Raw genomic sequence first — 12,248 nt, 5'->3', positions numbered from 1 at the left:
CATGCCCTACGAAACCATCACGGACATCGATGCGCTGATCGCCCGGCTGCAGAGCTACTATGCCGACGCGGACGTCAATTTGATCCGCAAGGCCTATGACTACTCGGCCAAGGCGCACGAAGGCCAGACGCGGAAGTCCGGGGAACCTTACCTACATCACCCGCTCGCCGTGGCGGGCATTCTCACCGCCTTGAAGAGCGACGAGCATGCAATCGTCGCCGGCCTGCTGCACGACACGCTCGAAGACACCCTCGCGACGCATCAGGAGTTGGAACGCCAGTTCGGCAAGGAGATCGTCCGGCTGGTCGAGGGGGTCACCAAGATCGGCAAGATCCCCTTCAAGAACTACGAGGAAAAGCAGGCGGAGAACTTCCGCAAGATGGTGCTCTCTATGGCGGACGACATCCGGGTCGTCCTGGTGAAGCTTGCCGACCGCCTGCACAACATGCGGACCCTCCAGCATCACCGGGCGACCAAGCAGCAGGAGATCGCCCAGGAAACGCTCGAAATCTATGCGCCGCTCGCGAATCGTCTCGGCATCGGATGGTTGAAGAACGAGCTGGAAGACCTCTGCCTGCGCTATCTCAAGCCCGATGTCTACGAAATGCTGGTCCAGAAGGTCGCCAAGCGGGACGAGGACCGCCAGCAGTACATTCAGGAAGTGATCCAGGTGGTGAAGCAGGCATTGGACGAGGCTGCGCTCCCGGGGGAGGTGCACGGCCGGCCCAAGCATCTCTACGGCATCTACCAGAAGATGCAGAAGCAGAGCATTTCGTTCGAGGAGGTCTATGATCTGACCGGGATCCGCATCCTGACCGACACCAAGATGAATTGCTACGGCATCCTGGGGTTGATCCATTCCCTCTGGCGTCCGGTGCCGGGCCGCTTCAAGGACTACATCGCCATTCCGAAATCGAACCTGTACCAGTCGCTTCACACGACCGTCGTGGGGCCGAAGGGGGAGCACGTCGAATTTCAGATCCGCACGGAGGAGATGCACCGGGTGGCGGAACAGGGCATCGCCGCCCATTGGAAATACAAGGAGCAGGGGGCGGTCGATGAGAGGGACAGCAAGGCCTTCAGTTGGCTGCATCAATTCGTCGAGTGGCATCAGGACCTGCCCGACAACCGGCAGTTCATGGATTCCGTCAAGCTCGACCTCTTCCACGACGTGGTCTACGTCTTCACGCCGAAAGGCATGGTCAAGGAATTGCCCCGCGGGTCTACGCCGGTCGATTTCGCCTACGCCATCCATACCGAGATCGGCAACCACTGCATCGGCGCCAAGGTGAACGGCAAGATCGTGCCGCTGAAATACCAACTGCAAAGCGGCGACGCGGTGGAGATCCTGACTTCATCGACGCAGGTGCCGCACAAGGATTGGCTCAAGTTTGTGCGGACCTCGCGGGCCAAGGCCAAGATCAAACATTGGATCAAGGTCGAGGAGGATCGGCGCAGCGCCGAGATCGGTCGGCGGTTGTTGGAAGTGGAGCTGAAGAAACACAATATCGCCCCGGCGCAGCTCCTCAAGTCCGAGCAGTTCACGGAGGTCGCGCGGGCGTCCGGTTATGACTCGGCCGACGACCTGGTGGCGGCGGTCGGCTACGGGCGGGTGGCGAGCTCGCAAGTCGTGAGCCGTCTCCTTCCCCAGGGAACGGAGGAGCCGCAACGAACGGTCCAGGAGCCGGCCGCCTCGACGAAGGCCGGCGGTCCGAAGAGCGACGAAAAGGGCGTCAAGGTCAGGGGGGCGCGCGATCTGCTCATGCAGTTGTCGCGCTGCTGCAATCCGGTGCCGGGCGACCGCATTCTCGGCTATATCACGAGAGGCCGCGGACTGACCATCCACGCCGTGGGCTGCCCGAATCTCGATGCGTTGGACTATGACCGCGATCGGCTGGTCGAGGTGGATTGGGACACGTCGGTGCCCAGCACGCACGACGTGAAGATTTCCGTCTTGGCGGTGGACCGGCCGGGGGTGTTGGCCAACGTGTCCTCCTCCATTGCCGGGTGCAACGCCAACATCAGCCGCGCGGAGATCACGACCAGGGAAGACCGGAAGGCCGTCTTGAACTTCGTGATCGAGGTGACGGATACGGACCACCTGAGCAAGGTGCTGCAGGCGGTCGAGCGGGTGGAGGGCGTGATTTCTGCCAAACGCCTGCGCGCCTGGCAAGACCACCGGACTTCGGCGTAGGACCTGGTCCTTCTCAGGGAAACTGGAGTTTCACGCCCTTCTTGAGCTTGAGCGCCTGCGCGCGTCCTCCCGCCAGTTCCAAGACATACATCGCTGGCTCGTTCGATTGATACTGAGGGCAGCCGTTGTCGGTTCTTGTACAGATCGGGGCATTCGCCTCGATATGCACGATGGTTTTGTGCTCGTTCAGCCAAATGATGTCCAGCGGCATCCTGGTGTTCTTCATCCAAAAGGTCCAGGGTTGCGCCTCTCCGAAGATGAAGAGCATCCCATGGTTCTCGGGAAGCGACTCTCGGTACATGAGGCCCATGGCCCGCTTCTGCGGCGTGTCGGCCAACTCGGCCTGGATGGTCGCTCCTGAAGGAGTCCGGATGGGCAGCAGGAACTCTGCGGCCGCCGCAGTCTCGCTCATGCCGAAGAGCGGCGCAAGGGCCAAGGAAAGCGCAAGCGTAGAAACCAGATGGGCGAATCGATGACGGTGAAATGGCAACATGGCTTGAGAGGAGCCTAGGGGCTGCCCGCCAGCCTGTCAAGCCTGGCGCTGTCCTCCTTGCATTGCCGCCGGTTGATGTGCGATTCTCGGTCGTCTGTCAGGAGGCGAGTCGATGAAGGAAAAACGACGGGTGCTCTATAAAAAGGGCGTGTTCGTCTGTCCCAAGTGCCGGCAATCCTATGTGCAGGACAAGTGGTTGGAGGAATGGCGGATTCGGTGCCACAAATGCGACTACCGGGGCACCCTCACGGAAGTGTCCGTCGAGGAACATCTCGACGAAGAGACCATCCGGTATTGAGCCGGCCCATTCCAGACTCCGTGTGTGACCGTCCAGTGAAGCCCGCTCGCGCTGCCGTCCTATTGATCATCGCCCTGGCCGGTTATTTCCTGTTCGAGGCCGGCCACTCGCCTCTTGACGCCTGGGCGCATGAGGCCGGCCGTCCCATTACCGTTCTCGTCACCTACCATTCCGGAACCGGTCACACCGAAAAAATGGCCCGTGGCGTTGTGGAAGGGGCGAAAAGCCTGGCGGGGACGACCGTCGTCGTCAAACAGGTCGAGCTGGTGACGGCCGAGGACCTCTTCTCCGCGGACGCGCTGGTCGTGGGCTCGCCGGTCTATTGGTCGAACATGGCCGGGCCGGTCAAAACCTTCATCGACAATTGGCAGTTCAAGTTCGGCGTCTGGCCCGATCTCAAGCTGAAGAATAAGGTCGGAGCGGCCTTCGCCACCGGCGGGCAGGTCTCGAGCGGCAAAGAACTGACGATGCTCGGCATCCTCGCCGCCATGCTGGGGAATCAGATGATCGTGGTCAGCGGGGGCGGGGCCTTCGGGGCGTCGGCGACGACCGAGGGCGACAGTCCCGGAATCGACGACAAAGAACTGGCTGCGGCAAAAGAGCTGGGGCGTCGAGTGGCCGAAGTGACACACCTCGTCGTCCGCGGGCGATCCGAGCCATAAATAGTCAGATCCCTCCCTCCGGCATTGCTCTTTTGCAGCATCTCCTCCCGTCCGTCTCGTCGAATGGGGCATCAATCCAGCCTTGTGAGGTTCGCGAGCGTTATCACGCGCGCATCATCGCGTGGGAAAGCGGTCATCAAAAAACAACGGACAGGGCGAAGAGGAGGTATGGAAGAGGTCAACCGGGAGAATCGGCCGGGATTCAATGGGGGAAAGGGGAAAGCTGTCCCGCAGCTAACTGAACCAGGTCGTCGATGTTTTCGGCGCAGCGTCCGCAGCAGCCCTCATCGTTCAAGCCGAACGAGGCGATCAATCCGGCGCCGGTGATCTGGCCGCATCGCCCCGCTTGCTGCACATCACTCTCGGTCAGACCCTTGCAGAGACAGACATACATGATGATCGTCCTTTCTCTGGTGCTACGTGGTCTTGCCAGGTAACGATTATGAGAACCGTTATCAACATAATACCGCGAGAGCGCGTTTGAGTCAAGGGCCATTTCAAGATTTTCTTCCCCGATGTAGTCTGAATAAATCGATGTCTATCAATAACTTACGAGATCGTCTTTTCGAGATCGGTCACCATTTCCTTCAGGGTGTCGAATCCGGATTGCCAAAAGGCCTCGGAGGACATGTCCACCCCGACCGATCGAAGGATCTGGTCCGGCGATTGGGACCCTCCGGTCGCCAGCAGGTTGAGATAGCGCGGGATGAAGGCTTGGCCCTCCTCCTTGTACATCCGATACAGCGCCAGCACGAGCAGGTTGCCGAAACTGTAGGCATAACAATAGAAAGGGCTGGCATAGATGTGGGGAATCGTCAACCATTCCCACTGAAATTCCTTCGGGACCGGCACCGCCGTCCCCAGTTGTTCCCGCAACAGCCGTAGATACTCGGCCGCCACCTCTTGCACGGTCGCGCCTTGGGCGATCAAGTCGTGCGCCGAACGCTCGAACTGGACGAAATAGGCCTGGCGCATGATCGTGGCGTAGGCGTCGTCGAGCTGGGCCATCAGCAGTCCCTGTTTCACCTGTTGGTTGCGTTCCTGCTGGAGGAGGGAGTCGGACAGGATGCGCTCGCCGAACACGGAAGCGGTCTCCGCTAGCGGCAACGTGGAGTGAAACGTAAAGACCGAATGCTTGGCCGCCATCATCCCATGGACCGCATGTCCCAACTCGTGGGCCATGGTCGCGACCTCGCGGGCCTCCCCGGTGAAATTCAGCAGCACGTAGGGAGTCATGCCCGGCACGATGCTGTAGCAATAGGCGCCCCCCATCTTGCCGGGCTGCGTGCGGGCATGGACATGACGCTCCTTGAACACCTGCTCCGCCAGGTCGGCCAGGTGCGGCGAGAACGAACGGTAGGCCTCCAGAACCAAGCGCACCGCGTCCTGGTAACGGAACCGTTTCTCCGCCGTTCGCACCGGCGCATAGATGTGGTAACGAGTCATCCGCGGGAGACCGCAGAGACGGGCTTTGAGCTTAAAGTAGTGCTGAAACACCAGCGCGTTCTTGGTGCAGACGGAGAGCAACGCGGTCACCGCGCCATCGGGCACGTCGTTCTGGAGATTGCGGACGCTGAGCGGCGCCGCAAACTTGCGAAGATCGAGTTGCTCGGTCTTCCAATCGTTCACCAACATCTTGTAGGTTTCGCCCAACAGGTCGCGTTGTGTTTCGAATACCCGGTACAGTTCTCGGTAGGCCGCCTCGCGATGGCGCGCGTGGGGGCTGCGCACGAAGGCGGAGAGTTGCTCCCGGTTGAGCGTGCGCCGCTTCCCCTTCACGGTCAGCGTGAAGGAGAACCCGTTCGTCACGATCTCGTAGAGCGTGGTCAAGGCCGTGCGACCGGTCGTGTTCTTCAGGTTGATGACCTGCTCTTCCCGCTCCGACAGCGTGTGGGGACTGAAGCGCCGGATCGTATCCAGGTGATAGCGCAGATCTCCCGCCGCCTCGCGCAGACGATGGGCGTTCGTCTCGTCCAGGCCCTGCCACCAGAGATCGAAAAATAGCAGGCGATTCTGAAGCGCGGCGAGCCGCTGTTCGACGGTGGCCTTATGGGAGCGGGCCTTGGCATCCTTGGTGTTTTCCGAATACCACAGGTAGGCATGGGCCCCGATCGTCGTGGAAATGGTGGCGATCTGTTCGCTCAGGTCGAGGACGTTGCGAAACGAGGCGGTGGACAGGTCGGGAGACAAGGTTTCTCGGAAGGATTCGAATTGCGCCGCCAGCTCTTCCAGCTTGCGCAGCGACCGGCCGACATCCTGTTCTCCCTGCGGAAACAGATCGGAGAGAGTCCATTGATCTCCATAGGAGGGCGGTGTCCGGGACATGGTTCGTGTTCTCGATGCGGGACCTGTGGCCATCAGTCTGTTCTCCTCTTTTGCCTTGGCAAGGGACGGGGGCTACTTGTATCACAATCCGGCCGGTTTCTGGAGCGTTGACTGAGGTTTCCCGGATGTTAGAATCCAGCCATGACCGAGCAGGAAATCAACCGGGCCGTGCTGTATGTCACCGCGGCAACCTCCTACGATCGCGCGCTTGTCGAGCGGATCGTCCGCACGGGCTTGCTGGAACTGGAGTCGCTGGCGGCAAGCGAAACCCTTTCCTGCGGGCGGGACCCGCTGCTGGAATATGTCTGCCAGTGGACCATGAAACGGACCGGACAGGCCGAGCCGCTGGTGCGCGAGGTCTTGGGGTGCGCAGGCCGCTGGCTGGACGAGGCTTACGATGAGATCGCCAAGCACCATCCCGAACTGGTCAAGCCGTCGGGCGAAGAGGGAAGCGGATTGACGTCGGTGTAGCGAATCATGCGAGGAAACCATGGTGCGGTTCAGCGAGGCCCACGATGTCGGCCGGCTCGTCGCTCCGGAGTCGGGCCTGCGCGGTCGGGAATGGTTGCCGCGAGGGAAAGGGTTTTGGCGGCAACTCGCGAGGGATTGGGAGCGGCTCCACGGGGCCTGCCACGATCGGGCCAGCCAGCGCCGCTTGCAACATCTCCAGCGGCGATTAGCCAGTTCCCATGTCGGCGCGCGTGAATCGGCGATCGCCGAGCTTGACGTGGCAGCTAAGATCCACCGGGCCGGCGGGTCGGTGCTGTTCCTTCCGGAATCCGTCGCGCGGACGGCGGACTTGGAATGTTGGTTCGGAAGCGAGCGGCTGTTTATCGAAGTCACGACCATGATCGGCGCGTCGAAGCGGCCGCACGGCGTGGCTCGTCACCGTGCGGCCTTTCAGCATGAGCCGGAAGGCGACTTCACCATCGGCGACCTCCTGATCAACCGGATCTTGGCCAGGATCGGGCAGAAGGCCCGCCAGTTGTCCGACTACTGCGCGCCGGTTCTTCTGGCGGTCCATGTCCGGCAGGCCCTGGACGGCCGTGACCAGGATCGGCCTGCAAGATTCGAGGGGGGAAAGCGAAGGCATAGCCTGGTCCCGCTGGACCTGAGAAGGCTGGCTGGGGCGGTGACCAACCTCCTGCTGCCCTTACGCCATTTGAGCGGCGTGCTGTTGGCTCTATGGGATGTGGAGGCCCTGCCGGCTCCATCCGGCGTGCGCTTGGCCAATGTGGAGATCGCCGAACGAGCCGGCGGCGATGCCCTGCATCCGATCCATCGAGTCTGCGTGCTCAATCCGGAGAGCCGGTTTCAGGTGGGCGAGGGGGGACGTCACGGTCTTCGCGCCTTGCTGTAATCGCCTGTATGTTCATCCGATCGTCTGGAGAAGTGCTTCGAGATTCTTGGTGACCATCGCGTCGCCGTTCTTGGTGGACACCTCGATGCCCTGCCGGCAGATCTCCCTGCAACGATCCAGCCGCGCAAGTTTCTGAAGCGATTGGGCCAGGGCGAGGTAGGCTGCGGAATAGGCCGGTTTGACACGGATGCAACTCTCCAGCGATTCGACCGCCGCGTCCCAATTGCCATCGTCCATGTAGGCCTTCCCCAGTCCGAACCAGGCCACCTCGTCGTTCGGGTCGATCGCGAGCACCTTCTTCAATGGTTCGATGCGGGGATTGGGCACGCGGTCCTCCTGTCTCGCTGTGAAGCCGTTACGGCGGTTTCGATCCGGCGCAGACCGTAGCATGCTCGCTCCGCATTGTCTACCGCTCGCAGCGCATGCTACGATCAATTGCCCTTTTCTTCATTCGAATGCATGATCCGACAGAGCAAGCATGGCGCGAACCGGCTTCGTTTCCGATCCACAATACTTAGAGCACGACATGGGATGCGGCCATCCGGAGTCTCCCGACCGTCTCCGCGCCATCACCAGGCAACTCGAATCGACCGGGGTGATGGATCGGTTGGTCCGCATTCAGCCGCGACCGGCGGAAGATCGGTGGATTACGGAGATCCATTCCCAGTCCTATGTTGCTGGGCTCAAGCACAGGTCACCCTCGTCCGGCCGAGTCCAGCTCGATCCCGACACGTCCATCTCGCCCGGGTCGCTCCAGGCCGCCTACCTGGCGGCCGGCGGGGCCTTGGCCGCCTGCGATGCTGTGCTGGACAACCAGATCGAGCATGCGTTCTGCGCTGTCCGGCCTCCCGGCCACCATGCGGAACACAACCGCGCGATGGGGTTCTGCCTGTTCAACAACGTCGCGGTGGCGGCCCGATACCTCCAGAAGCGGCACGGCATCGGCCGGGTGCTGATCGTGGATTGGGACGTGCACCATGGAAACGGCACGCAACAGAGTTTTTACGAGGATGATTCGATTCTGTTCTTCAGCACGCATCAATATCCGCATTATCCGGGAACCGGCCGTGCGACCGAGTCCGGAGCCGGACCAGGGGCCGGCTATACGATCAATGTGCCCCTATCGGGCGGGGAGGGGGACGAGGAATACGAGGCCGTGTTTCGCGAGGTGCTGGTCCCCGCGGCCGACCGGTTCGAGCCGGAGTTCGTCATCATCTCCGCGGGGTTCGATGCGCATCGGGATGATCCGCTGGCCAGCATGGGGCTGACGGAACGGGGCTATGCCTCATTGACCGGCATCGTGGCCGAGATCGCCGCGAAGCATGCCCGGAAACGAATCCTGTCCTGCCTTGAAGGCGGCTATCATCTCCCGGCCCTGGCGGCCTCGGTCGAGGCGCATCTGCTTGCGTTGTTGGCTGCATGACTCGCTGGATGAAGATCGCGCTGGCGGGGTTGGGCCTCGCCGGGCTGGCGTACTTCTATTACACGGAGATCAAGCCGGTGGTGATCTTTGGTCTCCGCGACGACTATGCCCGCGCGATTCCCTATCAGGCGGTCCCGGCCGGGTTGGACAGCCTCAAGGCCGAATCCTGCGGGACCTGCCATCGGGAGATCTATGAGGAATGGAAGAGCAGCATCCACGCGCAGGCGTATGACGATCCGTTCTTTCAGGCCTACTGGGCAAAGGACAAGCACATTTGGGTCTGCCTCAACTGCCACACGCCGCTGGAAAACCAACAGCCGACCTTGATCAAGGAGATTCCCAGGGGACGCGTCGAACGGGCGGTGCAGGAGGTCAATCCGCGGTTCGATCCGGACTATCAAAAGGAGGCCATCACCTGCGCCGCCTGCCATGTCCGCGACGGGGTCATTCATGGACCCTACGAAGATTCCGCCGCGCCGCATCCCACCAAGTTCGATCCGAGCTTTCGCACGGCGCAGATCTGTTATCGCTGCCATAATGTCGTGTCCGGGCCGGCCCAGTTCTACAACGTGGGACCCTGCGGCACCTATGCCGAATATGAAGGCAAGTATTTCATGCAGGAGCGGGGATTCATCTGTCAGAGCTGTCACATGCCGGAAGTGGACCGTCCGGTGGCCGACGGATCGCCGATCCGGCGGGGCCGCCGGCACCTCTGGCGAGGCGGGCACGATCCCGACATGATCAAACGGGCCGTTGCGGTCGAGGTCACGGCTGAACCTCGTCGGCCCAAGCCGGGCGATAACGTGACCTTCACCCTGACTCTGGTCAATGCCGGCGCGGGCCATAAGATTCCGACTGGCGATCCGGACCGGCATTTCACCGTGGAGTTCGACGTGGAGGACGCGAGCGGGCGGGTGGTTGCGCACCAACAGGACACGATGGGGCGCTGGATCCTCTGGCAACCGGCCATCCTGGAGTTGTACGATAACCGCCTGTTGCCGCTGGCCAGTCGGGACTACCGATTCCGCCAGAAGTTCCCGGGCGGGGCGGAGCGGCTGACGGTGAAGGCCCGTGTGCGGTACCATATCCTCACGGACGGGCAGCATGAGATGCTGACGAAGAAATATGGCTTGACCGCCGATGATCCCTATTCCTTCGTGATCTATGAGCGGGCATTTCCTTTAACCGACGACTTGCCCGGCCTGCTCCAGGCCGCGTCAGGCTCCGACACCCAGGCCTGTCGCGCCGATGGCAAGGCCGCAGGGTAAGTCGCAGACGAGGCATCGCGATGAATCATCCCTACCTGATCGACACCGAAACCTTGCAGCAGAATCTGGGACGGCCGGGGTTAGTCGTGCTGGATGTCCGCGGAAAGGCCGCCTACGAATTCGGCGGGCATATTCCGGGCGCCGTCCATTCGACCTGGCACGAGTACAGCGATCCAAAGGCGGTCGCCAAGGGAGTGCTGGACCCGGACATCTCCAAGCTTGAGCAGAAGATCCGGACGCTCGGCATCAACAACGAGAGCGACATCGTCATCTACTCGAATCCCTTCGACAACTGGGGCGACGAAGGGCGGATGTTCTGGATGCTCACCTACCTCGGGCATACCCACCTTCGCATTCTGGACGGTGGATGGGTGAAGTGGGTGGAGGAGCGTCGCCCTTACGAGTACGGGCGTCCGTCGGTTGCTCCGGGAAATTTCAGGGCCACGGTCAATCCGGACGTGAGTATTCTCAAAGACGATCTCAAACGCCTTGTCAAAGGCCCTGAGGCGAAACGGCTCACGATCCTCGATGCGCGGAGCCTGGAGGAGTACTTGGGCAAGGAGATGGTGGGCATTCCAAGACCCGGCCATATCCCGGGCGCGCTGAACGTGCCCTGGAACGCGTTCCTCAATCCCGATGCCACGCTCAAGAGTCCGGAGAAGATCAAGGCCGTGCTGGAAGAGAAAGGCCTGGCCGATGCGGCGGATATCATCTGCTATTGCACGGGAGGCGTCCGCTCGGGATGGCTGTGGTTTGTGCTGAAAGTGCTGGGGTACCCGAAGGTGAGAAACTATGCCGGGTCCTGGTGGGAATGGAGCCGCGACTTTGCCGCGCCGGTGGAGAAGGATGCCAGGGGCTTGCAACATGTGCTGGGGCAAGACGAGTCGGTCCGGCCTTCTTGACTCAGCGCGTCCGGCTCAGTAATGTGAAACCACAAGGGCGGGTCCTTCGACGGCGGTCGGTGGAGCACACCCAATCACGCACCTACCAAGGAGGAGAACGATGAATAAGATCACGGTCATGGCTCTGGGAGCCTTCGCGCTTCTGGCGGCTCCTGTCGCATCGAACCTGGCGCTGGCGGCGGCGAATCCGCATGTGGCGGAGGCGCTCGATCATGCCAAGGGCGCGGTCACGCATGGACAAGAAAACCATGCCGGGGAAGTCGTGAAACATGCGGAGGAAGCCCTCAAACATGCGCAAGCGGCTCAAAAGGACATGAAGAATCCTCACTTGGATGAGGGCGTGAAGCATTTGAAGGAAGCCATCGAGCACGGCAAGGCCGGGCATGCCGACGTGGCGACCAAACATGCCGAGGGCGCGGTGACGCACCTGTCCGAAGTCAAGTAAGCACAGGTCAAAGCGGGCGTCGAAACGGGCAGGATTCTTCCTGCCCGTTTTTGCATGGGGACTATCATATGCGCGTCGGGTATCTTCAGTTCGATCCGATCTTCGCCGAGGTGAAGCGCAACCTCGACCGGGTCGCGGAGCGTCTGAGCCGCGAGACCTGCGACCTGATGGTGTTGCCCGAATTGTTCGCCTCGGGTTATCAGTTTGTCTCGGAGACCGAGGTGCGGGCGCTGGCCGAACCGGTTCCGGATGGTCCGACCACTCAACGATTGGTCGAAATTGCCCGCGAACGGAACATGCACCTGGCGGCGGGACTGCCGGAGCGCGGGACGGACGGCTGTTACAATTCCGCCGTGCTGGTCGGGCCGCAAGGCTTCATCGGCCTCTATCGAAAGACGCATCTGTTTTTTGAAGAGACCCTGTGGTTTCGCCCGGGGAATACCGGGTTTCAGGTATGGGATCTCGGGGTGGCGAAAGTCGGCCTGATGGTCTGTTTCGATTGGTATTACCCCGAGTCCGCCCGCACCCTTGCTCTCAAGGGGGCGGAGATCATTTGCCATCCCTCGAACCTCGTCTTGCCCCATTGTCCGGACGCCATGGTGACGCGCAGCCTGGAGAACCGGGTGTTCGCGATTACCGCCAACCGCATCGGCACGGAGGCCAGGGGCGGGAAGCCTCCAATGACCTTCATTGGGAACAGCGAGGTCGTCACGCCGCGGGGCAAGATCCTCCAACGCGCGCCCCGCGACCGAGAGGAGGCGGCGGTGATCGAGATCGATCCGGCGGAGGCGGCCAACAAGGCGTTGAATCCGTATAACGACCTGCTCAAGGATCGCCGGGTGGAACTGTACAATCCCTCGTGATTGGTCACAAGGCGG

Annotated in this window: 14 protein-coding genes; 10 read left to right on the top strand and 4 right to left on the bottom strand. The window is 61.6% G+C overall.

The genetic code is table 11. The features are described from left to right. Nucleotide 1: 1 nt before the first annotated feature. A complete protein-coding gene (locus QWI75_RS15990; protein ID WP_289269606.1) occupies nt 2-2,194 on the top strand; it encodes a RelA/SpoT family protein in 2,193 nt (730 codons plus the stop codon). 13 nt (nt 2,195-2,207) lie between these two features. Here QWI75_RS15990 and QWI75_RS15985 read toward each other — a convergent pair whose 3' ends face one another. Continuing rightward, the gene (locus tag QWI75_RS15985) at nt 2,208-2,687 is read right to left on the bottom strand and encodes a DUF192 domain-containing protein (protein WP_289269604.1); all 480 of its coding nucleotides are present in this window, start codon (nt 2,685-2,687) and stop codon (nt 2,208-2,210) included. 112 nt (nt 2,688-2,799) lie between these two features. Between QWI75_RS15985 and QWI75_RS15980 the strand changes: the two genes are divergently transcribed. Together QWI75_RS15980 and QWI75_RS15975 are read left to right on the top strand one after the other, a co-directional pair. Further along, complete coding sequence (locus tag QWI75_RS15980) at nt 2,800-2,985, top strand: hypothetical protein (protein WP_289269602.1); 186 nt, start codon at nt 2,800-2,802, stop codon at nt 2,983-2,985. Between the two features lie 35 nt (nt 2,986-3,020). Further along, nucleotides 3,021-3,647 (top strand): flavodoxin family protein, encoded by a 627-nt coding sequence (locus QWI75_RS15975; RefSeq protein WP_289269600.1) that lies wholly within the window; start codon nt 3,021-3,023, stop codon nt 3,645-3,647. Between the two features lie 202 nt (nt 3,648-3,849). On the opposite strand, the gene QWI75_RS15970 is transcribed toward QWI75_RS15975, so the two are convergent. After that, nucleotides 3,850-4,041, bottom strand: coding sequence for a bacterioferritin-associated ferredoxin (locus QWI75_RS15970; RefSeq protein ID WP_289269598.1), 192 nt, complete (start codon nt 4,039-4,041; stop codon nt 3,850-3,852). Nucleotides 4,042-4,196: 155 nt separating this feature from the next. Next, entirely contained in the window at nt 4,197-5,972 is a 1,776-nt protein-coding gene (locus tag QWI75_RS15965; protein ID WP_289269596.1) for a M3 family oligoendopeptidase, read from the bottom strand. A 141-nt stretch (nt 5,973-6,113) separates the two neighbouring features. Between QWI75_RS15965 and QWI75_RS15960 the strand changes: the two genes are divergently transcribed. Both QWI75_RS15960 and QWI75_RS15955 read left to right on the top strand, forming a co-directional pair. After that, nucleotides 6,114-6,443: a hypothetical protein gene (locus tag QWI75_RS15960; RefSeq protein WP_289269594.1), complete on the top strand. Its 330-nt coding sequence runs from the start codon at nt 6,114-6,116 to the stop codon at nt 6,441-6,443. A 19-nt stretch (nt 6,444-6,462) separates the two neighbouring features. After that, nucleotides 6,463-7,332 carry a hypothetical protein gene (locus QWI75_RS15955; protein ID WP_289269592.1) on the top strand — a complete coding sequence of 290 codons (870 nt, stop codon included), beginning with the start codon at nt 6,463-6,465 and terminating at the stop codon, nt 7,330-7,332. Nucleotides 7,333-7,344: 12 nt separating this feature from the next. Here QWI75_RS15955 and QWI75_RS15950 read toward each other — a convergent pair whose 3' ends face one another. Then, entirely contained in the window at nt 7,345-7,722 is a 378-nt protein-coding gene (locus tag QWI75_RS15950) for a tetratricopeptide repeat protein (protein ID WP_289269589.1), read from the bottom strand. Nucleotides 7,723-7,810: 88 nt separating this feature from the next. Between QWI75_RS15950 and QWI75_RS15945 the strand changes: the two genes are divergently transcribed. From QWI75_RS15945 to QWI75_RS15925, 5 genes are all read left to right on the top strand, one after another. Next, entirely contained in the window at nt 7,811-8,755 is a 945-nt protein-coding gene (locus QWI75_RS15945; RefSeq protein ID WP_289269587.1) for a histone deacetylase family protein, read from the top strand. Next, nucleotides 8,752-10,023: a multiheme c-type cytochrome gene (locus tag QWI75_RS15940; RefSeq protein ID WP_289269585.1), complete on the top strand. Its 1,272-nt coding sequence runs from the start codon at nt 8,752-8,754 to the stop codon at nt 10,021-10,023. Before QWI75_RS15945 ends, QWI75_RS15940 begins: the two co-directional genes overlap by 4 nt. A gap of 20 nt (nt 10,024-10,043) precedes the next feature. Further along, nucleotides 10,044-10,925, top strand: coding sequence for a sulfurtransferase (locus QWI75_RS15935; protein WP_289269583.1), 882 nt, complete (start codon nt 10,044-10,046; stop codon nt 10,923-10,925). A 100-nt stretch (nt 10,926-11,025) separates the two neighbouring features. Beyond that, complete coding sequence (smbP, locus tag QWI75_RS15930; protein WP_289269582.1) at nt 11,026-11,370, top strand: small metal-binding protein SmbP; 345 nt, start codon at nt 11,026-11,028, stop codon at nt 11,368-11,370. Nucleotides 11,371-11,438: 68 nt separating this feature from the next. After that, complete coding sequence (locus tag QWI75_RS15925; protein ID WP_289269580.1) at nt 11,439-12,233, top strand: nitrilase-related carbon-nitrogen hydrolase; 795 nt, start codon at nt 11,439-11,441, stop codon at nt 12,231-12,233. Nucleotides 12,234-12,248 lie beyond the last annotated feature (15 nt).

The sequence above is a fragment of the Nitrospira tepida genome, assembly GCF_947241125.1.
In the GTDB taxonomy this organism is placed as follows: Bacteria; Nitrospirota; Nitrospiria; order Nitrospirales; family Nitrospiraceae; genus Nitrospira_G; species Nitrospira_G tepida.
Note: the sequence above shows the minus strand (reverse complement) of the source record. Positions and strands in the feature narration are given on the sequence as shown.

Bases quoted from the DNA above. Each gene is read 5' to 3' on its own strand.
- QWI75_RS15990 (WP_289269606.1), top strand. From the start codon at position 2: ATGCCCTACGAAACCATCACGGACATCGATGCGCTGATCGCCCGGCTG.
- QWI75_RS15985 (WP_289269604.1), bottom strand. From the start codon at position 2,687: ATGTTGCCATTTCACCGTCATCGATTCGCCCATCTGGTTTCTACGCTT.
- QWI75_RS15980 (WP_289269602.1), top strand. From the start codon at position 2,800: ATGAAGGAAAAACGACGGGTGCTCTATAAAAAGGGCGTGTTCGTCTGT.
- QWI75_RS15970 (WP_289269598.1), bottom strand. From the start codon at position 4,041: ATGTATGTCTGTCTCTGCAAGGGTCTGACCGAGAGTGATGTGCAGCAA.
- QWI75_RS15965 (WP_289269596.1), bottom strand. From the start codon at position 5,972: ATGTCCCGGACACCGCCCTCCTATGGAGATCAATGGACTCTCTCCGAT.
- QWI75_RS15960 (WP_289269594.1), top strand. From the start codon at position 6,114: ATGACCGAGCAGGAAATCAACCGGGCCGTGCTGTATGTCACCGCGGCA.
- QWI75_RS15955 (WP_289269592.1), top strand. From the start codon at position 6,463: ATGGTGCGGTTCAGCGAGGCCCACGATGTCGGCCGGCTCGTCGCTCCG.
- QWI75_RS15950 (WP_289269589.1), bottom strand. From the start codon at position 7,722: ATGCTACGGTCTGCGCCGGATCGAAACCGCCGTAACGGCTTCACAGCG.
- QWI75_RS15945 (WP_289269587.1), top strand. From the start codon at position 7,811: ATGGCGCGAACCGGCTTCGTTTCCGATCCACAATACTTAGAGCACGAC.
- QWI75_RS15940 (WP_289269585.1), top strand. From the start codon at position 8,752: ATGACTCGCTGGATGAAGATCGCGCTGGCGGGGTTGGGCCTCGCCGGG.
- QWI75_RS15935 (WP_289269583.1), top strand. From the start codon at position 10,044: ATGAATCATCCCTACCTGATCGACACCGAAACCTTGCAGCAGAATCTG.
- smbP (WP_289269582.1), top strand. From the start codon at position 11,026: ATGAATAAGATCACGGTCATGGCTCTGGGAGCCTTCGCGCTTCTGGCG.
- QWI75_RS15925 (WP_289269580.1), top strand. From the start codon at position 11,439: ATGCGCGTCGGGTATCTTCAGTTCGATCCGATCTTCGCCGAGGTGAAG.